Raw genomic sequence first — 23,827 nt, 5'->3', positions numbered from 1 at the left:
AACTATAGTAGCGGGGAGCAGGATCGAACTGCCGACCTTAGGGTTATGAATCCTACGCTCTAACCATCTGAGCTACCCCGCCGGGTTTGATGCCACAAAAGTACGTATTTTTCCCGCCGATGCAAAATCATACGTTGACTTTCGCGAAAAAATTCGTTTACCTTTGCCCATACCCCATTCGGTGACGGGCCGGATGCTTTTCTGTTGAATAACTATGGACAAAGTAAAATTTGTAGCCGAATATGAGCTGCGGGCATCCCCCAAAATGCTGTTCCCGTACATCAGTACGGCCTCAGGGCTGTCGCAGTGGTTTGCCAGTAAAGTCAATACATTACCCGAACAACGATTCGATTTTCAGTGGGACAATGAAAGCCACTTTGCCCGGCAGGTATCGCTGCGGCAGAACAAAGGCGTGCGCTTCGAGTTTTTAGATACCGGCGAAAACGGGCATGATAATAACTACGTCGATTTCCGGGTCGATCAGTCGGAACTGACACAATCGACTTTTTTGCGCGTTACCGACTATTCCAGCACAACCGACGAAGAAGAATTACAGGACCTTTGGGATGGCCTGATCGATAAGCTTAAAGAAATTGTAGGCAGTTAAAAATGGTTAATCGGGAATGAATAGTGGGCAGCGGTGCGTTTTAGTAGAAGGCAGCACCACCAACGTACCGTATTCATTGGAATGAAGAAAATAGATAAATTAGTACTTGGCTCCTTTTGGGGGCCGTTTTTCCTGACGCTGGCCGTTGTCATCTTTATCTTTCTGATGCGGCTGCTGATGTTCTACATCGAAGAATTCGTATCCAAAGACCTCGACCTGGCTACCTTCGGTCGATTGCTGTTCTATTTTGCCCTGCTGACCGTTCCAACCGCGCTCCCCCTCGCCGTGCTGCTGTCGTCGCTGATGACGTTCGGAAATCTGGGCGAATTTTTTGAACTAACCGCTCTTAAAAGTGCTGGTATTTCGCTCACGCGGGCCATGCGTCCGCTGCTGGTGGTGGCGGTGCTAATCAGCGCGTTTTCATTCTGGTTCAACAACGAAGTCTCGCCCTGGGCCAATCTAAAAGGGTATAGCCTGCTGTACGACATTAAAACGGCAAAAGCTGCCCTGAATCTTAAAGAAGGTATTTTTTATAACGACCTGCCCGGCTACAGCATTAAAGTCGACAAGAAAATCAAAGCCGCCAAAGAAAGCACTACCGGCGATTTGCTGAAGGGGTTGGTCATCTACAAACACCCGACCAATGGTATCGAAACGGGCAACCGCGAGATTATTCTGGCCGATTCGGGGCGGATGTATACCGATAAAGACCGGACGTATTTGGTTTTTGAACTCTTCAACGGCAACAATTACCAGGAATATTCCGACAACAGTACTGTGAATTACGCCAGCACCGGAACGCAGGGCGGGCAGTTTATTCGGAACGGATTCAAGGATTACAAACTCGTCATCAGCATGGAATCGTTCGGGTTGAAGCGCACCGACGAAAACCAGTTTGAGTACCACGAGTACATGAAAAACCTTAATGAATTATCGACACTGACCGACTCGCTGAAGAAAGACTTCAGGCAAACCAGCCTGAGCGTTGCCAGCACGTCGCGGCAGTATTACAATTATCAGTTCAAAACCGAGCAGAATCAGGGGCAGAAACCCAAACCCATCAAGGAAGGCAAATGGATTGATTCGCTGCTGACAAAGCAGAAAATGACCGAACGCGACATGGCTCAACTCGCGCTCAGTCAGGCGCAGAATATGCTGAGTTATGCCACGTCGAACGTAGCCTATCTGAATGAGAAGCAGAAAACCGTCTGGAAATACGAGCTGGAAAGCCACCACAAGTTCACGCAGTCGATCTCTATTTTTGTCATGTTTCTGATTGGCGCGTCGATGGGGGCCATCATCAAAAAGGGCGGTTTTGGCGTACCGGTGCTGATTGCCATCGTCTTCTTTATCTTCCTTTACATTCTGACCATTGTAGGCGATAAATACGCCAAAGATGGATTAGTGTGGGTGCCGGTGGGTGCATGGCTGGCAAATATTGTCTTATTCCCGGTGGGTTTGTTTTTAATGCAACGCGCCCGTCACGATTCGCGTCTATTCGATAAAGACCTGTATATCATAGCCTGGGAGCGGCTGAAAACAGCTATCAACCAGCAGTCAACAGCCAACAGTAAGCATATGGCTTAAGTGACGGATGCACTCTCGATAAAACTGTTGGTTGTTGGCTGTTAAGTGTTCGCTGTTTTTCACTACCTTTGCACCCAAATTAATTTTTTATTCATTTTAGCTGTCTGAAGATGTATCTAACGACCGAAAAAAAGCAGGAGATCTTCTCCACCTCGGGCTTTGCCAAAAGTGCAACGGACACCGGGTCGGCCGAATCCCAGATCGCGCTGTTCACGTACCGGATCAGTCACCTGACCGACCACCTGAAGAAACACAAGCACGATTACGGCACACAACTGGGGCTTTTGAAATTAGTCGGTAAACGCCGTCGTCTGCTGAATTACCTTCAGCGTAAAGACATTATGCGTTACCGGGCTATTATTGCCGCACTTGGTCTGCGTAAATAAGCCATTTATGCCCGAAGGGAATCTACCATTCAGCCACGTCGGTTGAGTAGATTCCCTCATTTTTTGAGTTTTGTTCCTGAAAAAAAGAGGATTGTTGCGGTGACGAGTTGGTAGTAAAGCTGTACGAGAAGACGAAGTTAAAATCTGTTATATGTTTCAAATCACCACGCAATCCGTTGCGCTGCCCGACGGGCGGGAAATTACCATCGAAACCGGCAAACTGGCCCGTCAGGCCGACGGGGCGGTGGTCGTAAAACTGGGTAACGCGATGCTGTTAGCCACGGTCGTATCCAGTAAAGAAGCTAAAGAAGGGGTCGATTTTTTGCCCTTATCCGTTGATTATCAGGAGAAATTTGCCTCGGCAGGCCGCATCCCCGGCAGCTTCCAACGGCGCGAAGGTCGCCTGGGCGATCACGAAATCCTGATCAGCCGCTTAGTCGACCGTGCCCTGCGGCCTATTTTCCCCGAAGATTATCACGCCGATACTCAGGTGATGATTACGCTGATTTCAGCAGACCCTGAGGTACAGCCCGACGCGCTGGCAGCTTTGGCGGCTTCGGCAGCCCTGGCCGTTTCCGACATTCCATTCAACGGCCCGATCTCCGAAGTACGCGTCGCCAAAATCGACGGTGAATATCACATCAATCCTAAAACCGCCGACCTCGAACGGGCTACGCTCGACCTGATCGTAGCGGCCACCGAACGCGACATCTGCATGGTGGAAGGCGAAATGAGCGAGTGTTCAGAGATCGAAGTAATTGACGCTCTAAAAGTCGCCCACGAAGCCATTAAAGTACAGTGTCAGGCTCAGAAAGAACTCGAAGCCAAAGTTGGCAAGACCGAAAAGCGGCAGTATAGCCACGAAACCCACGATGAGGAGTTACGGGCAGCAGTGCGTGCGGCCTGCTACGATAAAATTTATGACGTAGCGCGTCAGCAGAATCCCAACAAAAAGAACCGTAGCGAAGGCTTCCGGGAGGTTCGTGAAGCTTATCTGGCATCGTTCCCCGAAGGCAGTGAGGTGAACGTGGCTTTAGTGAAAACGTATTTCAGCGATTTAGTCTGGGAAGCGTCGCGCCGGCTGGTACTGGACGAACGCACCCGCTTAGACGGTCGGCAACTCGATGAAATCCGCCCTATTCTGGCCGAAGCCGGATACCTGCCCGGTCCGCACGGGTCGGCTCTGTTTACGCGGGGCGAAACCCAGTCGCTGACGACCGTGACGCTCGGTACAAAAGTTGACGAGCAGATTGTCGATCAGGCGATGTACCAGGGCTACAGCAAGTTTCTGTTGCATTATAACTTCCCCGGTTTCTCAACGGGCGAAGTGAAGCCTAACCGGGGTGCCGGTCGGCGCGAGATTGGTCATGGCAACCTGGCTCACCGTTCGCTGAAGAAGGTGCTGCCGCCGGAAGCCGAAAATCCGTATACGATTCGGGTGGTTTCGGATATTCTGGAATCGAACGGCTCATCGTCAATGGCGACGGTTTGCGCCGGAACGATGGCACTGATGGATGCCGGTATCAAAATCAAAGCTCCCGTTGCCGGTATTGCGATGGGTTTGATCTCAGACGGGGAAAAATATGCCGTGTTGTCCGACATCCTGGGGGATGAAGATCACCTCGGCGATATGGATTTCAAAGTGACGGGTACTGAAAAGGGCATTGTCGCCTGTCAGATGGACCTGAAGGTAGACGGGCTTTCGTATGACGTGCTTGCACAGGCACTGGAGCAGGCACGCCGTGGCCGTTTGCACATCCTCGGCGAAATGGCGAAAGGCATCGACGCCGTCCGTGACGATCTGAAGCCACACGCACCACGGGCTACCGTGATCCGGATTGATACGAATCAGATTGGTGCCGTTATTGGGCCAGGTGGTAAGGTCGTACAGGATATTCAGAAAGATTCGGGTGCTGTAGTCAATATTGACGAACACGATAATGCTGGTTGGGTCAGCATTTTTGCGACCAATAAAGAAAGCATGGACCGGGCCGTGTCGCGGGTGAAAGGGATCGTTGCCGTACCTGAAGTAGGGGAAACCTACGTCGGTAAAGTGAAGACTATTCAGCCGTTCGGTGCCTTTGTTGAGTTCATGCCAGGGAAAGACGGTCTTTTGCACATTTCCGAGATCAAGTGGGAACGCTTAGAGACCATGGACGGGGTGTTGCAGGTCGGCGAAGAAGTTACTGTCAAATTGGTTGACATTGACAAAAAGACCGGAAAATACCGGCTGTCGCGCAAAGTGTTGCTCCCGAAGCCGGAGAACAAAAATGCGTAAGGCTTTGTTACTTTTTCGTGTAATGCAACGTCAAAACTGTGCGTTATATAGTCACCCCAACGGGGGAAACGTAAAATGAGACAGCTAAAAATTTCAAAACAGATTACCAACCGCGAGAGCCAGTCGTTAGACAAGTACTTGCAGGAAATTGGTAAAGTGGACTTGCTTACCCCCGACGAAGAGGTAACGCTCGCCCAGAAAATACGTGAAGGCGACCAACTCTCGCTCGAACGACTCACGAAAGCCAACCTGCGCTTCGTGGTGTCGGTGGCTAAGCAGTACCAGAATCAGGGGCTGTCGTTGGGAGACTTAATTAATGAAGGCAACCTGGGTCTGATCAAAGCCGCTCAACGTTTCGATGAAACGCGCGGATTTAAATTTATTTCCTACGCCGTTTGGTGGATTCGCCAGTCAATTCTTCAGGCATTGGCCGAGCAGTCGCGGATTGTGCGATTGCCGCTCAACCGGGTTGGTTCGCTGAACAAAATCTCGAAGACGTTCTCCGACCTCGAACAGAAGTTCGAGCGCGAACCGTCGCCCGAAGAGTTGGCTGCCGTGCTGGAAATTTCAGCCGCCGAAGTAGTGGATACCCTGAAAATTTCGGGTCGACACGTGTCGATGGACGCGCCGTTTGTGCAGGGTGAAGAAAACAGCCTGCTCGACGTGCTCGAAAACGATGGCGAAGACAAACCCGATTCGGGCCTGATCAACGACTCGCTGCGGAAAGAAGTGCAACGCGCCCTGTCGACGCTCACCCAGCGCGAAGCCGACGTGATTACGCTGTATTTCGGTCTGAACGGCGAACACGCCATGACGCTTGAAGAGATCGGCGAGAAGTTTAACCTGACCCGCGAACGGGTTCGGCAGATAAAGGAAAAAGCCATTCGGCGACTACGCCATACGTCGCGGTCGAAAGCCCTAAAGACGTATCTGGGTTAATTCCTGAGTACTTTTTGAGAAGGGACTCCCGCACAAGCCGGAGTCCCTTTTTTGTTGTGCGTTATCGCGTTCATAAACCAGTTGCTGACCGATTACTCAAGCCGCAATCAGGCCATGTGGGTCAATAACAAACTTCTTGGCCGCCCCCCGGTCGAAGTCCTGATAACCACGTACTGCATCGTCAAGCCGGATTACCTCTACATTTACGGCTTTGGCTATCTGGATTTTGTCGTACAGAATGGCGTTCATCAGTTGCCGATGGTATTTCATTACGGGGCATTGGCCGGTCATGAAGGAGTGCGATTTAGCCCAGCCCAGTCCGATACGAATGCTCAGGCTACCCACTTTGGCCGCTTCGTCGCTGGCACCGGGGTCGCCCGTAACGTAGAGACCGGGAATACCAATGCCACCGCCTGCCCGCGTCACTTCCATCACCGCATTGAGCACAGTGGCAGGCCGTTCGGTGACTGCGTCATGACCGTGTCCGCGTGCTTCAAAGCCTACGCAGTCGACGGCACAATCGACTTCCGGCACGCCCACAATGGCCGCGATTTGGTCGGCCAATGGCGTTTCTGAACGCAAATCAACCGTTTCGCAGCCGAATGTTCTGGCCTGCTCCAGCCGTTCGGGAATCAGGTCGCCCACAATCACGACTGCTGCGCCGAGCAAATGGCACGAGGCCGCACAAGCCAGCCCCACCGGCCCGGCCCCGGCTACGTATACAATGGAACCCGGCCCCACGCCCGCCGTTACGGCCCCGTGAAAACCCGTCGGGAAGATGTCGGAGAGTAGGGTAAGGTCGCGGATTTTAGCCATAGCCTGATCCGAGTCGGGGAATTTGAGCAGGTTGAAATCGGCGTATGGAACCATCACGTACTCAGCCTGTCCGCCAACCCAGCCGCCCATGTCGACGTAGCCGTAGGCCGCACCGGGCCGCGCCGGATTTACGTTGAGGCAGATACCGGTTTGTCCCACCTTGCAGTTACGGCACCGCCCGCAGGCAATGTTGAACGGTACGGATACCAGATCGCCTACCTGAATAAACTCTACGTCGCGCCCGGCCTCAACGACAAGCCCTGTAATTTCATGCCCCAGAATAAGACCAGCCGGGGCCGTTGTGCGCCCCCGTACCATGTGCTGGTCGGAGCCGCAGATGTTGGTCGAAACAATTTTGAGAATGACGCCGTGTTCGCATTTGCGACTGCCCAGAGCCAATTCAGGATAGGCGATCTCCTGCACCTCAACCACACCGGGCTGGATGTAGGCTACTCCTCTGTTGGTACACATCGAAAAGACAAATTAAGGGTTCAGAACGTAGAAGTAAACTCAGGGCGATAATTACCCAACTCGCTATAAATGACTCCACACCGGGTAATAAATAGTATTTGATGACCAGTGCATTACCGGGTTAATACGGGGCGAAATCCGTAAATAACCCGTTGTAAATGGTTCGGACGTTAGCGAGTTTTACGACTATCTACGTTACCAAACCAACCCCCTTTTTCATGGAAACTTCACCCCCCGTACACTCCGCACCGAATCGGGCCGATACCAACCACCCCCGTCGACCCTGGTGGGTATTTGCGTATGAAGCGTTCAAATACCTACAGGCCCTGCTTAGTATCACCGCCGTAGTAGGCGTCGGGCTGCTGGCGGTACTGCTGATTTACGGGCTGACGCGGGTCGATCAGTTTCAGGATTTGTTTATCGCCATGATCTCCGACTGGGCCACTGTATGGCGGCATCCGGCTGGCAAAGGCCCTTCGTCTCAGGACATTATGGACATACTGGTGCGTGACGCGTCGTTTCTGGCGGCTTTGGTGTTGTGGGCGTTTACGCTGGCGTTCACGGCCCGCTGGTGTTTGTTTAAGTCGCGGATACCGCCCGTCATGATTCGGGAGTCGTTTGCTTACCTGCGCAACCGGGTAAACCGGTTTCAGGATGCCTTGCTGTTTTACGCGCCCCGCACCCTCGGCCTGCTTCCTTTCGTCGTGATTAGTCTGGCGTTTGTGATGAACTACCGGGGCGTGCAGTATCATAACGCCCAATCGTGGCTATGGGTAGGCGTGGTGCTAACGGTAGGTGGTCTGGTGTGGTATAGCTTTAACCGAATTCATAGAAGTCTGAAACGGCAGGGTATGGTGGCCCTCTCGCCAACGCCCGGCATGCCACAGCAACCAATGGCTTCGGTCTTAACACCTACGTCAGACTATGAAGTGGCTATCCTGACGCGGCAGGCCGTTCAAACCGATCAATTTCCGCTGTTTCAGCGAATTGTACGGGTTATTATTGGTGTGAACGCGGCCATGATTATCTTGTTTTGTTTGCCCAACCACACTCTCGAACCGGCTCACTGGTTTGGCTTCGGAGCCATCACGATTAGTGCTTTTGCGGGTTGGAGTCTGCTGGGTATGTGGGCAAATTACCAACTGCGTCGTCGGACTATTTCGCTGCTGGGCTTCCTGATTGCCGCTGCACTGTTAATCTATTTCTCCGGTGTCGATGTGACCCGGCGGGCCATCCGAACCGTGAGCGATAAGCCCCTTGCCCGGCAGTCGATGGTCACGTATGTCGACAACTGGTTGATCAATCTGGTACGAACCAGCAAGCCCGGCAGTGCGAAGCCGCTACCGGTATTTATCGTTGCTGCAGAAGGGGGAGGGAGCCGCAGCGCTTATTGGACTGCCGGGGTGCTGGGGCAATTGACCGATGACATTCCGGGTTTCCGCCAGCATATACTGGCTATTTCGGGCGTATCGGGCGGCACCGTCGGTGGAGCGTTTTATGTAGCCCAACTCCACGACCGAGGGCAGCGGACAACGACCATACGGCCCACGTTAGACAGCATTGCCGCCGGTGATTTTCTATCGCCATTGGTGGGAGCGTTTTGCTACCCCGACCCAACGCTGGGCGGTTTGTGCTTTTTTACACCGTATTTCGACCGTGCCCGCTGGCTGGAAGATAGTTTTCGGAACCGATACCGCGCCATAAGCCAATCAGACCGGCTCGACGCGGGCCTGACTACATTGTATCAGAACCGCACCGACCTGCCGCTGCTTTTGCTTAACAGCACAATTGTTGAATTGGGACAAAAGGCTATTTTATCGCCCGTCACCCTTGATGCTCCATCATTTTATCATGCACACGATGCACTGGCCGACTTGGGGCGCGATGTGCCGCTGAAGACCGCAATGAGCTTGAGTGCCCGTTTCCCGGTCGTGACCCCGGCGGGCTTGTTGCATAACGCCGATGATAAACCCATTGCATACCGATTGGTTGATGGTGGCTATTACGAAAATACCGGGCTGCAAACCGCCTACCAGATGCTTCAATTGGTAAACAGTCGTTTGAAAGACAGCACATTACTGCGACAAATTGGCAATCGCTCAGTTTGCCCTGTTATTGTGTTCATTCAGAATGGAGCGTCAGCTACGAGCGGGTCTGTACAGGCCGGTAATGCCTTTGCCCCATTGGCGGCTTTTTATAACGCCTGGGATCGTAAAACCCCGGCCACGGTTGGCGATCTGCGGTATTTTGTTGTTAACTCAAAGCAACCGGTTAAATTTCACCGGTTTGTGTTAGAACGTCGGCGCAATGAAGTACTACCGCTGGGCTGGTATTTGTCGAAGGCCGCACGCGGATTGATTGACCAGCAGGTAGACCGTATGGCCATGCCGGGTAGTTTAAATTACACCGATTTTTCGGCAGTGCAGCAGATGCTTCCCTAACTACCCCTGATTCTGACTGATGCGTTCGCGGTAGTGCGTGGGCGTCAGGCCCGTAACGCGCTTAAAGCGTCGGTTGAAGTTCGACAGCGTCAGAAACCCACACTCGTAGCAGATTTGGGTAATGTCACGATTCGTAGTAATCAGCAGTTTACAGGCATAACCAACCCTGATTTCGTTCAGAAACTCGACGTAGGTTCGGCGGGTGTGGAGTTTGAAATACCGACAAAACGATGCCTCGGTCAGTCCGGCCACTTCCGCAGCCTGCCGTAAGGTGATGTTCTGCCCAAATTGGGCAATCGTAAACTCGTACACCCGGTCGATGCGCCCGTCGGTCGAGCGGTGGTAATCGGCACTGAAACTGGGCCGGGCCAGCGTCCGGTATGCGTCAATGGTCGACAGCCGGTCAAGAACGCGCAGAATTGTAAAGACCTGTTCAAGAGCAGATTGCGTAGGCAACTGAGTCAGTAGGGCAGTTACGGGCGAAAGGGTTTCGCCCGAAAAGAGCAGGCCACGGTCGGCCCGGTCGAGCAGCCGGTCGATGTGAGCAAATTCGGGCGTCTGAAAAAACTCGTTCCCCAGAAAAGTCCGTTGAAACTGAATGACAACGGCTTCGGGCCGCTCATCCGTCAGGTTTTCGGCCTGCCACGAATGCGGTAGGTTTTCGCCCAGCAGCACCAGTTCCTGCTCTTGAAACGGCTCGATACTATCGCCAACAAAGCGCGTGCCCGATCCGGATACAACCCACAAAAGTTCAATTTCAGGGTGCGAATGCCAGCCGGTCGGGTTTTGCATCCGGTCAACTTTATATACGTAGGAGTGGGCTGCGGCAGGGATGATTTTGACGAAACGAGGGGCCATAAACGGGTGAAGAGGCTAAATTAAGCCTGTCGACGGTGTAATGTGAAGATAGTACGCAATTCAGCAAAACATGGTATAATGCAAAGATAAAATTTGCTTTACATTTGACGGACTTTTCTGAACACTCCTCTTATGACTATAACCATCGTTGGTGGCACGGGCGCGATGGGCCTGATTTTTGGCATCCGACTGGCACAGCAGGGCCACACGGTAACGCTCCTCGACGTAAACCCGGTGGCTATTGATGCCGTCAACCGCGCCGGCGGCAGGCTAACCAACAAAACAGGTGAGGTAGAGACGGTTACAAACCTGCGGGCCACGGCTGATGCCACTACCATCGACACGACGGACGTGCTCATCGTTTTTACCAAATGCTACTGGACTGAAAGCGCGTTGCTGAATGCGCTGCCCTGCGTCGGACCGGAAACTACCGTGCTGAGTCTGCAAAACGGCTGGGGTAACTACGACGTCATCACAGCCATTATTCCACCCGAACAGGTGCTGGTGGGCGTAACCTATGTAAGTGGCACGACGCTGGCACCCGGCCACGCCCGGCAGGTCGGCAACCCGCTGGTGTACATGGGTCGGGTCGGGCACGCTGCCGATGCGTCGGTACACCTGATTGCGCAGGCTATCGACGCTGCCGGATTTACCACTACCGTTTCTGACAATATACTAAACGAAGTATTCGGTAAATTAGCGATCAATGTTACCACCCTGCCCACGTCGGCTCTGCTGGGTATGCAGGCACACCAACTCATTGAGAATGACAGCACGATTGCGCTTATGGACGACCTGCTGCGCGAACTGGTTGCCGTCGTGAGTACGAGGGGCGTTACGATGTTGTTCGATGAACGGCGGGCGGCCATCCATCATCTGCTGAAAAATGCAGTTGGTGCACGCGGGTCGATGTTGCAGGACGTAGAAGCCAAACGGCAGACCGAAATCGACGTCATCAACGGAGCCATTGTCAGCATGGGGCAGCAGGCTGGCGTTCCAACACCCGTCAACGAAACAATGGTCCGGCTCATCCGGGGCTTAGAAAGTACGTTTTAGAAAAGGGGTTTAGGGGGTAAAGGGGGTAGGGTGTAAGGGAAAGGTTGGAAAAGCTTTTGTTTAACTTTATTCACTTTCTAACCCTACCCCTTACCCCCTTTATCCCCTAAATCCCTTTTTTATGACTCGGTTGCGATTTTTTGGGGTGGCCGCTTACGAACTCGTCAACTCGCGGGGGCAGCATATTCTGATTGACCCGTTTCTGGATGCCAATCCGGGTTCGCCCGTGAAATCGGCTGACCTGGAGCGGGTCGACCTGATCTGCGTGACCCACGCGGCTCCCGACCATTACGGCGATACGTTTGCCATTGCCAAACGTACTGGCGCACGGGTCGTGTGCGGGGCCGACGTAAAGCAGCACCTCATGGCACTCGGCCTGCCCGGTTCGCAGATAACGGCGACCTGTTGGAATATTCGGGTCGAAATCGCTGGTATTCAGGTGCATCCGCTGGAATGCCATCACTGGTCGCATATCAAACTGCCTACGGGTGAATTCATTACGGGCGTTCCGATGGCGTTTATTATTCACGTTGACGAAGGCATTCGGTTCTACCACTACGGCGATACCGCCCTGTTCAGTGATTTGAAACTACAGGGCGAGTTGTACAAACCGACCCACGCAGCCATTGGCATTACGCAGCCCTGGGAGGTGATTCACCTGATGGAAGGCCCCGACCGGGTACTGACCGGCGAGATGAACCCCCACGAAGCTTTTTTGGCTGCCCAGTGGCTCGGCGTCCGACAGGTGTTTCCCTGCCACTATATCAACCCCGATCACGAGGATGTTCTCACATTCCAACACTACATACTGGAGCACTACAAAGCCGGTAATGCATTACCCGAATCGATTCTACTTGCCCCCGGTAACTGGTTCGACCTCGACCCCGTAAACTAACGTCTCATACTACTTACCCTTTTTTCCCTTCTCCCTCTATCATGCGTGCCCTCATCATCTCCGCTCCGCAAACCATGACCGTTGGCTCGTGGGCCATGCCACAGCCGGGGCCGGGCGAAGTGCGCGTGGCCGTAGCCGCAGCGGGTATCTGCGCGGGCGATCTGTACATTTATACAGGCAAAAACCCGTATGTTGCCTATCCGAATATTGGCGGACACGAAGTGTCGGGTTATGTTGAAGCGGTTGGCCCAGACGTAGCAGAGTTATCCATCGGCGACCGGGTGGTGGTCGATCCGTTTGTGAGTTGCGGGCGGTGTTATCCGTGCCGTATCGGTAAGCGGAACTGCTGTGTGAATCTGCGGATTACGGGCGTTCACGTGCCGGGCGGGTATGCCGATTTTGTGCTGACGCCCGCTACCCACGCCTACAAAATCCCCGACGGTCTGTCTCTTGAAAAGGCGGCCTTTACCGAACCCGTGACCGTAGCGCTCCACGCCTGCCAACGCGCCGGGGTCACAGCCGCCGACGACGTGCTGGTGCTGGGCTGCGGACCCATCGGTATGGTGACGATTGACGTGGCACGGGCTTTCGGCGCACGCGTGCTGGCCGTCGATGTGCTGCCCCAACGCGTAGAAACAGCCGCCCGGTTAGGAGCCGACGGGATGCTGTCGGACGGAAATCTGATAAAAAACGTCCTGGAACGCACCAACGGCGAAGGTATGCCGGTGGTGATCGAGGCTACGGGCGTACCAGCGGTGATGACTCAAACGCTCGATCTGGTGGCAGCGGGCGGGCGCATCGTTATTGTCGGATTGGTTGGGAAGGGGGTGGCTGTGCCGTTTCAGGGGCTGGATTTTACCCGGAAAGAGCCAACCATTTACGGCTCGCGTACCTCTACGCCCGACTGTTTCCCAACATCGATGCAGTTGCTGGCCGAGGGTAAAATTCGTTTTCCCGACTGGGCAACGGCGTTCCCGATGTGGGAGGCCCCCGCTGTTTTTGCCGACATAACCGCCCACCCTGAAAACGTGCATAAAGGATTATTGATACGATGAAGCTATACACTTTCCAACGTCAGCAACAAACCCGTATCGGGGTTGAGAAAAACGGTAACTTAGTCGACGTAACCGACGTTGCCGGTACAAACGATATGGTCGCGCTAATCGAACAGTTCGATAACTTGCGGGAAGCCCTGCTCCATGCCGTTGCCACTACCGAAACAACGATTCCGTTTGGCGACGTGACCCTGAAAGCTCCGCTGAAACCGGGAAAAATCTTGTGCTGCGGTATCAACTATCACGGACATTTTGCCGAAAATCCAGCCGCTAAATTACCGCAGAAACCGTTCTTCTTCCCCAAATTTCCGTCGAACGTAATCGGGCCGGGCGAGGCTATTCTGCATCCGGCGGGTATTCGGCAATTAGACTGGGAGGTAGAGTTTACGCTCGTGTTCGGCAAAAAAGTGCGGCACCTGCCCGAAGATGAATCGGTGATGGATGCGGTATTCGGCTACACAATTCTACACGACGTTTCGGCCCGTGACGTGCAATTTGTTGATAATCAGATTACACTCGGCAAAAACTTCGAGACGTTTGCTCCCGTTGGGCCGTGCATCGTTACCAAAGACGAACTGCCCGATTTGTCGGACGTAAAACTACGCACACTGCTCAACGGGCAACTCGTACAGAACGGCTCTACTGCCGACTGGATTTACTCGTTGCCGCACCTGCTATCGTGGCTGACGAGCGTGATGACCATGCACCCCGGCGACCTGATGACCACCGGCACCCCGGCGGGCGTTGGTTATTTCTCCCGGCCCCAGCACTTTATGCAGGCAGGCGACACGGTCAGACTGGAAATCGAAGGAATTGGCGCATTGGAGAACAAGATTGAATGGTTGAATGATTGAGTGATTGAATGGTTGTGACAAGGCTCATTCAATCATTCAATCATTCAACCATTCAACTATTCACCCCCCCCTGCCTATGCAAACTGGCATCAGTACATATAGTTACCCGTGGGCGGTAGGGGTGCCGGGTTATTGGCCCGAACACCCGTTGACTGCTTTGGAGTTGCTCGACCGGGCCGCCCGGCTGGGTGCGCAGGCCGTACAGTTCGGCGACAACCTGCCCTTGCACAGGCTGTCGGCAGACGACTGGCTGGCGTTGCGGGCGCGGGCACGTGCGTTGGGGCTGCACATCGAAGTGGGCACGCGCCGACTGACGGTAGACAACCTCAGGACGTATCTGGGGCTGGCGGCAGAAGCGGGTTCACCGTTTTTGCGGGTTGTGATCGACGACGGCGATTACAAGCCTTCAGAACAGGACGTTGTGAGCGTGATTCGGGCTGTGCTGCCGGTGCTGGCAGACACGAACGTGGTGCTGGCTCTCGAAAACCACGACCGCTTTGCTGCCCGCTCGCTCGAACGAATTATTCAGCAGACCAACGTTGAGCGCGTCGGAATTTGTTTAGATACCACCAACTCATTCGGCGCGGCTGAAGACGTGCATACGGTGCTGTCGGTGCTGGGGCCATACACGGTCAATCTGCACGCCAAAGACTTTGTTTGTGAGCGGGTTACGCATAAAATGGGTTTTGTTGTCGAAGGCACCCGCCCAGGAACGGGCAGGCTCGATTTGGCCGACGCACTGCGCCATCTGACACCGTTTGGCCGTTGCCAGACAGTAACGTTGGAACAGTGGCCGCCTTTTAGGGACACCCTCGCCGAAACCATCGCTATTGAAGCCGACTGGGCTGAGACTGGCGTAAACTGGATTAAGCAAAATTTGCGAGAAATAGCGATTAACCAAAAACGACAATGACCAAAATTGCCCTCGTTGGTGCCGGTGGAAAAATGGGATGCCGCCTGACCGACAATTTTCTGAAGTACCCCCACTATGACGTTGCCTATCTCGAAGTCAGCGAACGCGGTATCGACAACCTCCGGCAGCGGGGAGTCATTGTGGTAGGAACCGAGGCCATTCCCGACGCCGACGTCGTGATTCTGGCTGTTCCCGACGTAGCCATTGGTGCCATCTCCGACGACCTGATTCCGCAGATGAAACCGGGTGCGCTCGTGCTTACGCTCGACCCGGCGGCTCCGCTCGACGGGGTTATTGCCCACCGCGACGACCTCGGCTATGTGATTGCCCATCCCTGCCACCCGTCGGTTTTCAACTGGGAGCCAACCGAAGAGGCTTTCCGGGATTTCTACGGCGGTATCTCGGCTAAACAATCGATTGTGGTCGCGCTCATGCACGGTAGCGAGACCCATTACGCCCTGGGCGAGCGGGTAGCGCAGGAGATGTACGCGCCCACCAAAGACACGCACCGGATTACGCTGGAACAAATGGCGATTCTGGAACCGGCAATGGTTGAAACGCTGGCCCAGACCTGCATGGAGGTGGTAAAAGAAGGCTACGACCGCATTGTAGCGCTCGGCGTTCCCGAAGCAGCCGCCCGCGATTTCGTGCTGGGCCACCTCCGCATTCAAATCGCCGTGCTGTTCAAGGAAGTGAATGGCACGTTCTCCGACGCGGCCTATAAAATCAGCAAACGCGCCAAACCAATCCTGTTCCGCGACGGCTGGCAGCATATCTTCGAGATGGACGACATCCGCCAGCAGGTGAAAGACATTACCACTAAATGAGTGATGAGTGATGAACGATGAGTGATGAGTTTGCTGACGCTTGAAAAACTCATCACTCATCGTTCATCACTCATCACTAAAAAACCATGAACATTGCCATTGTGGGGTGTGGTTTCTGGGCGACTTATCAGGTTGCGGGCTGGCGCGAACTGCCCGGCGTGACGGTTGTGGCCGTGTGCGACGCCGACGCGGCCAAAGCTCGTACACTGGCTGAAACGTTTGGCGTTGCCGGTGTGTATACCGATGCCCGCGTGATGCTCGATGCCGAACGCATCGACGCGCTCGACGTTATTACCAGCCCCAACACCCACGCGGGGCTGGTGCTCCTGGCGGCAGAACATGGCGTGCCGGTGATCACGCAGAAACCAATGGCAAACGACCTGGAAACCTGTCGACAGATGGTCGACGCGTGTGAGCGGGCGGACGTGCCGTTGTTTGTTCACGAAAACTTCCGCTGGCAAACGCCGATCCGCGCCCTGAAAGCAGTGCTGGATTCGGGCGAAATAGGCACGCCCTTCAAAGGACGGATTTATTTCTGTTCTGGCTTTCCGGTATTCGATAACCAGCCGTTTCTGGCTGAAATCGAGCAGTTTATTATTTCGGACGTTGGTTCGCATACGTTCGACATGGCCCGTTTTCTGTTCGGAGAACCTGCGCGGCTGTTCTGCCGAACGCAGCGCATTAACCCGCGCATCCGGGGCGAAGACGTGGCGAATACGCTGATCGACATGGTTTCGGGGCTAACGTGCTACGTCGAAATGTCGTATGCGTCGGTGTTGGAAAGCGATGCATTTCCCGAAACGCTGATTTCGGTAGAAGGCAGCGCGGGGTCGGTCGAACTGCGAAAAGGGTTTGACCTGCGGATTACCACCCGCTCCGGTACACGCGTCGAATATGCCCGGCCACCCCTGTATGCCTGGGCTAACCCTGATTACGCCGTTGTTCACGCCAGCATCGTCGACTGTAACCGAAACATACTGAGCGGGTTGCGGCATGAAGGCCCTGCCGAAACCACGGGTGCCGATAATCTGCAAACCGTTCGTATGGTGCATGCCGCCTACGAATCGGCCCGGACGGGGGAAGTGATTCTATTGAAAGGATAAATTATTTCACGGAGAATGAATAAGTTGTTACACAGAGATGCACAAAGTTATCACGGAGATACGCAGAGTGTATATTCCCTCCGTGTATCTCCGTGATAGCTCTGTGCATCTCTGTGTAACAGTGCATCTCTGTGTAACAAAAATAACATGCTGATCATCAGTCAAATATCGAAATCGTTTCCCGGCGTTCGGGCGTTGAGCGATGTCTCGCTGACGGTCGAAGCGGGGGAGGTTCATGCGGTATGTGGCGAAAATGGGGCGGGTAAAAGTACGCTTATGAACCTGCTGGCGGGCAACCTCCAGCCCGATACGGGCGAACTGATCTGGCAGGGTGAGTCGATACGGATCACGTCGCCCCAGCAGGCGCGGCAGTTGGGCATTGGCATTGTGTATCAGGAACGTAGCTTAGTCGATACGCTCAGCGTGGCCGAAAACCTGTTTCCCGACCAGCAGCCCCGCAGCCGCTGGGGGCTGATCGACTACCCGGCCCTGCATCGGCAGACCGCCGAATTGCTCACGCGCCTGCGCCTGACCGACCTGCGCCCGCAAACGCTGGTGGGGCGGCTCTCACCGGGGCAAAAACAGATGGTTGAACTGGCTAAAGCACTGGCAACCAATCCGAAGCTGCTGATTTTAGACGAACCCACGGCTTCGATTACCGATCGCGAAATCGACACGCTGTTTGGCATCATCCGCGATCTGCAACACCGGGGTGTGGGCATAATTTATATTTCGCACCGCATGGCCGAAATTGCCCGGATAGCCGACCGCGTGTCGGTGCTGAAAGATGGCCGGATGCAGGGCACCTTCGATGCCCGCACAACCCCAATCGAACAGTTGGTACGACTGATGGTTGGGCGGGATCTGGTAACGGCTGATTATCAGTCATTCGCGACGGATACGGTTGTGCTCGAAGCCCGGAACCTGAGCGGGCGAAAATTTCATGCTATCGACTTTCAACTGCATCGGGGCGAAATACTGGGTTTGGCCGGGCTGGTTGGGGCGGGACGCACCGAACTGGCGAAAGCTATTTTCGGCGAAGAGGTCATTACAGCCGGGCAACTGCTCAAGAACGGCCAGCCGATTGCGCCGAAACACCCTGCCGAAGCCGTTGCGCTGGGCATTGCCTATGTACCCGAAGAGCGCAAAAGTCAGGGTATTTTTGCCGAGATGAGTGTGGAAGAAAACATTGTGGTGGCGCAACAGGCAACGGTCTGGCACCGAACCGCCGAAGCCCACCAGACAGCTACTCATTTCGTGCAGCAACTCGGTATCCGAACGCCGTCTATCCGCCAGCCTGTGGGCAAACTGAGCGGGGGCAACCAGCAGAAAGTGGTGCTGGCCCGCTGGCTCAGCCTCCGGCCCGACGTGCTGCTGGTCGATGAGCCAACGCACGGCGTCGATGTTGGTGCTAAAGCTGACATCTATGACCTGCTGCGCCGGTTAGCGGCCAATGGAACGGCTATACTGCTCATTTCAAGCGAATTGCCCGAACTGCTCCGGCTGGCCGACCGGGTTTTGGTTTTGCACGAAGGGCGGCTTTGTGCCACCCTGCCCCGCGCCGACGCCACCGAAGAAACAATTATGTATCATGCATCGGGCAGCTAAAAGTCCGGCTTAACCTATGAACCAACCTTTTTCGATAAACTGGCAAAACCGCGTCGTCACGCTCGGCCTGACCATTGGGCTGCTGTGTATCATCACGTCGGGGGTGTACCCGGCCACGTTTCCTACGGTCGGCAACGCGTCGCAGATACTGCTGAACCTCTCGATTGATGCCATTGTGGCCGTGGGTATGATGATTCTGCTCATCGGCGGCATGTTCGACCTCTCGGTAGGCTCGGTGGTGGCGTTGTCGGGCGGGTTGTCGGGCTATCTGATGTACTACCACGACACGAATTTTCTGGTAGCAATCGGGGCGGGGCTGCTGGCCGCGCTGCTGGTGGGGTACGTCAACGGGCTGCTGATTGCGCGGGCGGGTATCAACCCCATGATTCAGACGCTGGCGATGATGGGCATCGTGCGGGGATTCGCGCTGATGCTCAGCGGAGCCGGTATCCAGAATTTTCCCTATGAATTTATCTACATCGGCCAATCGAAACTGTTCAAGCTTCAGGCCCCCGTCTGGTGGATGCTGGCCGTGCTGCTGATTTTTGCGTTTCTGGTAAACCGAACGGTCTTTTTCCGGCGATACTACTACATCGGCGGCAACGAAAAAGCGGCCCGGCTGTCGGGCATCGACGTCGACCGGATGAAAATCTGGGCATTCGTTATTTCGGCGGGGCTGGCCGGGCTGGCGGGTATCCTGCTGTCGTCAAGGCTGGGCGCGGCTCTGTCCACGTCGGGGCGTGGGCTGGAGCTGCGCGTGATTACGGCGGTGATTCTGGGCGGGGCGAGTCTGTCGGGTGGTCAGGGGCGCATCTGGGGGGCTTTCCTCGGTGCGCTGTTCATGGCAATTGTCAACAACGTGCTTATTATCAGCCGGGTATCGGGCTACTGGCAGGAGGTAATTCTGGGGCTGATTCTGATTGTCGCCGTCGGGGTAGACCAGTGGTTTGTGCGTCGTTCGGAGCGCGTTCTGAGCCAACGAGTTGTTAAAACGTCTTTAAACGCAGAGAACACAGAGATATAGCGCAGAGTAAACAGCGTTCTTTGCGCCCTCTGCGCAATCTCTGTTCCCTCTGCGTTTAAAACATTATGAAACTACAATTCCTTTTTCTCCTGCTACTCGTTGCCTGTGAGCCGCCCCCGCGCACAGACAACACAACCGCGACCGACGCGGACACGGTCCAGCTATCGAATACAGAACCATCGCCCAATGAAGAATACGTGATGGTAACGACGGCCATCAACCTGCCGCTCTATGTCAACCACGATCAGGCTGCTTTCCGCGCGTGGGGACAAAAAACGGGTGTTCGCATCAGCATCCTCGGCCCGTCGGACTGGGACGTACCGGCGCAGATTCAGACTATCGAACAGGTCATTGGCACCCGCCCGGCGGGCCTGCTCATCAACGGCACCGACCCCGGCATTGCCCAGGCCATCAACAAAGCCGTCGATGCGGGTATCCCGACGGTGGTGTATGATTCGGAAGTACCCGGTTCGCGTGCGCCCTGCTTCATCGGCAGCGATTGGTACGACATGGGCCGGTTGCAGGGCGAACGCATGGTTAAACTCCTGAATGGCAGGGGAAAAGTGGCCTGTCTGGGTATTCTGGGCATGGCCAATCAGGAAGCTGGTTTTCAGGGAATGCTCGACGTGTTCAAAAAACATCCCGGCATTCAGTTCGTTGGCAAGTACGACGACAAAGGCAATTTTGAAACAGCCGCCCGCACAGCCGCCGACATTCTTGCGGCACACCCCGATCTGGCCGGTTTCTGCGGCTTCGATTCGCAGTCGGGGCCGGGTGCCGGGCTGGCTGTTAAAGAAGCAGGCCGGGCCGGAAAACTGAAAATTACAACCGTCGATGCTGAACCGGAGCACCTTAAACTCGTCCGCGAGGGCGTGATCGATTATTTAGTCGGGCAGAAGCGCGAGCTGTTTACCTGGTACGGCGCGCAGTTTCTGTTCGACATGGCGCACGGCACCAACCGCTTTTCGGCCAACGACCGGCGGGCGGGTATCGCACCCATTCCGCAGGCCATCAGCACGGGCGCGGTAGAAATCGACCGGCAGAACATTGCTAATTTTCGCGTTCGCAACTAACATGACAACCCGCCAGCTCCCTCTCGGTCCGCTCACCGTACTCTATGAAAATGGTTTTCTGCGTTACCTGCGGTTGGGCGAACGCGAGGTTATCCGAATGCTCTATTTCGCCCTGCGCGATCAGAACTGGAGTACGCTGGAGCCAACCATAACCGACGAGCATATCGAAGAAACACCCGACGGGTTTTCGATTCGGTACGTTTGCCATCATTCCGTTGGCAATCAGCCCGTATTTCGCTGGCAGGTGCAGATTACGGGCCACACAGCGGGCGAACTGACGTTTGCGATTCAGGGCGAAGCATTGGCCCGGTTCAGCCGCAACCGGGCGGGCTTCTGTGTGCTGCACCCCATCCGCGAAACGGTCGGCCAACCCGTTACACTCGTTCACCCCGATGGTACGCAGACCGAGGCTGTATTTCCGCCTTTTATCAGCCCCCACCAGCCGTTTCTGGACATTCAGCAGATGCGATGGCCCGTGCAGCCGGGCGTTTGGGCCGAACTGACCTTCGCCGGCGACGTGTTCGAGACCGAAGATCAGCGCAACTGGACCGACGCGTCGTTTAAAACCTACTGCACTCCGCTGTCGATTCCGTTCCCGGTGACGCTGCACCCCGGCGACCGCGTTGACCAACTGATTACGCTCCGACTGTCAGGAATCGAAGCGTTGCCAGTGCAACCCACTGATAGCGAGCCGATACGCATTACCGTTGATGAGTCAGCCGTAACCCCGTTTCCCAAGATTGGTACAGGTCATGCCGCTGGTCAGCCGTTGCCGACCGACGCTGAAGCCGCCCGGCTGCGCGAACTGGCCTTCGATCATCTGCGCCTTGACCTGAACCTGACAAAACCCGACTGGCAGAATACCCTGCACAATGGCTTTGCCGAAGCCCAGCGTCTGCATCTGCCCATCGAACTCGCGCTAACCTTTGGCCCTGATCCCGAAGCCGACTGGCAGGCCTTCCTCCAGAACCCCACTCATTCATTCAATCAGTCAATCACTCAATCAGTCAATCACTCATTCAATCTGTTCTCTGCCCACCACCGCGCCACTCCCGACACCCTGCTCGATCAACTGTTGCCCCACGTTCGGCAAACGTTTCCGAATGCGCGGATAGGGGCGGGGTCGCCAATTCATTTCACCGACCTGAACCGCAACCGCTTCGATGCCCGCCAGGTCGATTTCGTCGTCTACGCCATCAACCCGCAGATTCACGCCTTCGATGATCGGACATTGGTCGAAAACATAGCTGCTCAGGCCGATACCGTCGTGAGTGCCCGTCAATTTGTTGGCGACCGCCCCCTGCACATGTCGCCCATAACGCTACGGCCCCGCGTCAACGCCGACGCCACGACCGAGCCACTCACCGACCCCGCCGAGTTACCCTACGCCATCGATCATCGACAGGCCACGCCTTTTGCCGCCACCTGGCTATTAGGTTGTTTAAAATACCTTTCTGAGCGTAACGTAGCCAGTGTGACTGTGTTTGAAACGCACGGCATGGCCGGGTTTCTGCTGGGCGGGCAGGACGAGCTACACCCGCGTTTCACCGTCGAAAATTCCATCTTCCCCGTCTATGAAGCCCTCCGGCAGGTGCGGACACTGGCACCCACGCAGGTGGTGCGGTCGGAAAGTAGCCGTCCGCTGGCGGTCAGTAGCTGGGTATTGCGCGGGGCGGCTGGGGACACGCTTTTGCTAATCAATCACACCCCTGAGGTGCAGACGGTTAAGGTTGGTGAGCGGGAAGTGGACGTGGCGGGGTATGCCTGGGCTAAAATTTGACGCCAACCTGGAGACCCGGCTCGACCAGAAAATAAACCGATCCCTGAACAGGTTTACGTGGTAGTCAATTCTGAGGTCGATATACTCTGTCCGAATCAGTTCCGCATAATCCAGGCGGTGGTTTTGGCGAAAGTGCTGATCGAATCGGCGGCTGTCAGGGCGTCGGCTATATTCCCGGAGCCGGAAGCGGCTACTTTGTACAACTTATTTCTTCTCGTTGGCGGAATGATATAGGCATCGGCGAAACCAACCTTGCGGAGTTGTCGGCGCAGCCGCAGCGCGTTGGGCTTATTGGCGAAACTACCGGCAATAACCGTAAAGAACGGCCCCGTCCGAGCCGGTTTGGTAACGGGTTTTGCCATGGCAACCGGTGCCGATGCGGGTTTAACCACTGGCGCAGCAACTACGTTGGGTTTGCTGACTGGCGCGGGCGTTACGGCGGGTTTTTCGACTGGCTTCGGGGCCGGTGTTGCTTCGGCTGTTACAGCTACCGCAACCGCTGGCTTAGGCGTTACGGGGCGAATGACAACTGGTTTACGAGTCTCGTTTGGGTCGCGGGGGTTGCTCCAGTACGACGCCAGCGTGGCCGGAATGCGCAGCAGACCCGCCGGGTCGAGGCTGCTTTGCAGCGGTTGCCCCGGCTTGATGACCGAGAAATAGCTCACCAGACCGAGCGAACCAACCAGCAGGGCCGCAGCCGCTACGCGCCAGTAGGGCCGGGCCGGGCGGTAGGGCACCAGCGTGGTTTCTTCGTCGCGCACCAGCACCGGGCCGAGGGCCGTTGTCACAGGCACCGCGTCGAACACGGGTTCTTCGGCAGGCTGGCGATTCAATAGCTGGGCTTCTACCGCGTTCATACCGTAGGCTTCGCCGAAAAAATTATGCCGCAGCCCCGGCTCAAACTGCAACCGACCTTCGTCGTTCTGGGTGAACATGCCGATTCCGTCGATGTCGAAGCAGCCGGTTTGCTGCACCTGTTGCCGCAACTCATTCACAAACAGGCTGATGTGCCGTTGCGCGCCCTCGCGGGTGAGCGGCTCGTGCAGCATGATGTAGTTTGCCAGAATCCCATCGTCCAACCGCAGAGCCTCGTTAAAGGCAACGCGCTTGCGGGGGGCAGATACTGACTGCTCGATTCCGTAAATGAAGCTGACTGGTAGTGGGTCAGAAAAGCCCCCAGTTCCGGCACAACTACGCAGTCGTACTGGTACAGCAGTTTTTTCAGGTACTCATTTACGGATGCCATCGTGTGTGTG

General features: G+C 55.3%; 21 protein-coding genes and 1 tRNA gene. 17 read left to right on the top strand and 5 right to left on the bottom strand.

Annotated elements, in window-relative coordinates:
* Positions 1-8 precede the first annotated feature (8 nt).
* Positions 9-82 (bottom strand) — tRNA-Met (locus AWR27_RS07990).
* 132 nt (positions 83-214) lie between these two features.
* Between AWR27_RS07990 and AWR27_RS07985 the strand changes: the two genes are divergently transcribed.
* The 5 genes from AWR27_RS07985 to AWR27_RS07965 all read left to right on the top strand — a co-directional run bounded on the left by AWR27_RS07985 (position 215) and on the right by AWR27_RS07965 (position 5,797).
* Positions 215-607: an START-like domain-containing protein gene (locus AWR27_RS07985; protein WP_077130697.1), complete on the top strand. Its 393-nt coding sequence runs from the start codon at positions 215-217 to the stop codon at positions 605-607.
* Positions 608-688: 81 nt separating this feature from the next.
* Positions 689-2,194 (top strand): LptF/LptG family permease, encoded by a 1,506-nt coding sequence (locus tag AWR27_RS07980; protein ID WP_077130696.1) that lies wholly within the window; start codon positions 689-691, stop codon positions 2,192-2,194.
* Between the two features lie 110 nt (positions 2,195-2,304).
* Entirely contained in the window at positions 2,305-2,580 is a 276-nt protein-coding gene (gene rpsO / locus AWR27_RS07975) for a 30S ribosomal protein S15 (RefSeq protein ID WP_077130695.1), read from the top strand.
* Positions 2,581-2,731: 151 nt separating this feature from the next.
* Positions 2,732-4,858: a polyribonucleotide nucleotidyltransferase gene (locus tag AWR27_RS07970; protein WP_077130694.1), complete on the top strand. Its 2,127-nt coding sequence runs from the start codon at positions 2,732-2,734 to the stop codon at positions 4,856-4,858.
* Positions 4,859-4,933: 75 nt separating this feature from the next.
* Entirely contained in the window at positions 4,934-5,797 is an 864-nt protein-coding gene (locus AWR27_RS07965) for a sigma-70 family RNA polymerase sigma factor (RefSeq protein WP_009282104.1), read from the top strand.
* A gap of 96 nt (positions 5,798-5,893) precedes the next feature.
* Here the strand turns inward: AWR27_RS07965 and fdhA are convergent, their stop codons facing one another.
* Complete coding sequence (gene fdhA / locus AWR27_RS07960) at positions 5,894-7,084, bottom strand: formaldehyde dehydrogenase, glutathione-independent (RefSeq protein WP_077130693.1); 1,191 nt, start codon at positions 7,082-7,084, stop codon at positions 5,894-5,896.
* A gap of 218 nt (positions 7,085-7,302) precedes the next feature.
* Here fdhA and AWR27_RS07955 point away from each other — a divergent pair, with 218 nt between their 5' ends.
* A complete protein-coding gene (locus tag AWR27_RS07955) occupies positions 7,303-9,525 on the top strand; it encodes a patatin-like phospholipase family protein (RefSeq protein WP_198045111.1) in 2,223 nt (740 codons plus the stop codon).
* Here AWR27_RS07955 and AWR27_RS07950 read toward each other — a convergent pair whose 3' ends face one another.
* Complete coding sequence (locus tag AWR27_RS07950) at positions 9,526-10,383, bottom strand: AraC family transcriptional regulator (RefSeq protein ID WP_077130691.1); 858 nt, start codon at positions 10,381-10,383, stop codon at positions 9,526-9,528. It lies immediately after the preceding gene.
* A gap of 132 nt (positions 10,384-10,515) precedes the next feature.
* Between AWR27_RS07950 and AWR27_RS07945 the strand changes: the two genes are divergently transcribed.
* The 11 genes from AWR27_RS07945 (at position 10,516) to AWR27_RS07895 (ending at position 22,571) form a co-directional block, all read left to right on the top strand.
* Complete coding sequence (locus AWR27_RS07945) at positions 10,516-11,439, top strand: ketopantoate reductase family protein (protein WP_077130690.1); 924 nt, start codon at positions 10,516-10,518, stop codon at positions 11,437-11,439.
* Positions 11,440-11,560: 121 nt separating this feature from the next.
* Positions 11,561-12,334 carry an MBL fold metallo-hydrolase gene (locus AWR27_RS07940; RefSeq protein WP_077130689.1) on the top strand — a complete coding sequence of 258 codons (774 nt, stop codon included), beginning with the start codon at positions 11,561-11,563 and terminating at the stop codon, positions 12,332-12,334.
* Positions 12,335-12,375: 41 nt separating this feature from the next.
* Complete coding sequence (locus AWR27_RS07935) at positions 12,376-13,389, top strand: zinc-binding alcohol dehydrogenase family protein (RefSeq protein ID WP_077130688.1); 1,014 nt, start codon at positions 12,376-12,378, stop codon at positions 13,387-13,389.
* Positions 13,386-14,243: a fumarylacetoacetate hydrolase family protein gene (locus AWR27_RS07930; protein WP_077130687.1), complete on the top strand. Its 858-nt coding sequence runs from the start codon at positions 13,386-13,388 to the stop codon at positions 14,241-14,243. The genes AWR27_RS07935 and AWR27_RS07930 overlap by 4 nt, the downstream gene beginning before the upstream one ends.
* A 76-nt stretch (positions 14,244-14,319) precedes the next feature.
* On the top strand, positions 14,320-15,156 hold the full coding sequence (locus tag AWR27_RS07925; RefSeq protein ID WP_077130686.1) for a sugar phosphate isomerase/epimerase family protein: 837 nt from the start codon (positions 14,320-14,322) through the stop codon (positions 15,154-15,156).
* The gene (locus AWR27_RS07920) at positions 15,153-15,983 is read left to right on the top strand and encodes a phosphogluconate dehydrogenase C-terminal domain-containing protein (RefSeq protein WP_077130685.1); all 831 of its coding nucleotides are present in this window, start codon (positions 15,153-15,155) and stop codon (positions 15,981-15,983) included. Before AWR27_RS07925 ends, AWR27_RS07920 begins: the two co-directional genes overlap by 4 nt.
* 86 nt (positions 15,984-16,069) lie before the next feature.
* Positions 16,070-17,086: a Gfo/Idh/MocA family protein gene (locus AWR27_RS07915; protein ID WP_077130684.1), complete on the top strand. Its 1,017-nt coding sequence runs from the start codon at positions 16,070-16,072 to the stop codon at positions 17,084-17,086.
* 147 nt (positions 17,087-17,233) lie between these two features.
* On the top strand, positions 17,234-18,694 hold the full coding sequence (locus AWR27_RS07910; protein WP_077130683.1) for a sugar ABC transporter ATP-binding protein: 1,461 nt from the start codon (positions 17,234-17,236) through the stop codon (positions 18,692-18,694).
* Between the two features lie 16 nt (positions 18,695-18,710).
* On the top strand, positions 18,711-19,718 hold the full coding sequence (locus tag AWR27_RS07905) for an ABC transporter permease (protein ID WP_077130682.1): 1,008 nt from the start codon (positions 18,711-18,713) through the stop codon (positions 19,716-19,718).
* Between the two features lie 65 nt (positions 19,719-19,783).
* The gene (locus AWR27_RS07900; RefSeq protein WP_077130681.1) at positions 19,784-20,791 is read left to right on the top strand and encodes a substrate-binding domain-containing protein; all 1,008 of its coding nucleotides are present in this window, start codon (positions 19,784-19,786) and stop codon (positions 20,789-20,791) included.
* Position 20,792: 1 nt separating this feature from the next.
* The gene (locus tag AWR27_RS07895) at positions 20,793-22,571 is read left to right on the top strand and encodes a D-apionate lactonase family protein (RefSeq protein ID WP_077130680.1); all 1,779 of its coding nucleotides are present in this window, start codon (positions 20,793-20,795) and stop codon (positions 22,569-22,571) included.
* A gap of 95 nt (positions 22,572-22,666) precedes the next feature.
* On the opposite strand, the gene AWR27_RS07890 is transcribed toward AWR27_RS07895, so the two are convergent.
* Both AWR27_RS07890 and AWR27_RS25730 read right to left on the bottom strand, forming a co-directional pair.
* A complete protein-coding gene (locus tag AWR27_RS07890) occupies positions 22,667-23,650 on the bottom strand; it encodes an SPOR domain-containing protein (RefSeq protein WP_232326006.1) in 984 nt (327 codons plus the stop codon).
* Positions 23,563-23,817, bottom strand: a complete 255-nt coding sequence (locus tag AWR27_RS25730) for an HU domain-containing protein (protein WP_232326005.1) — start codon at positions 23,815-23,817, stop codon at positions 23,563-23,565. The genes AWR27_RS07890 and AWR27_RS25730 overlap by 88 nt, the downstream gene beginning before the upstream one ends.
* Positions 23,818-23,827: the final 10 nt, after the last annotated feature.

Origin of the sequence: Spirosoma montaniterrae (genome assembly GCF_001988955.1) — a bacterium.
Lineage (GTDB): Bacteria > Bacteroidota > Bacteroidia > Cytophagales > Spirosomataceae > Spirosoma > Spirosoma montaniterrae.
The sequence above is the reverse complement of the archived record's forward strand: the minus strand, read 5'-3'. Positions and strand labels throughout refer to the sequence as shown.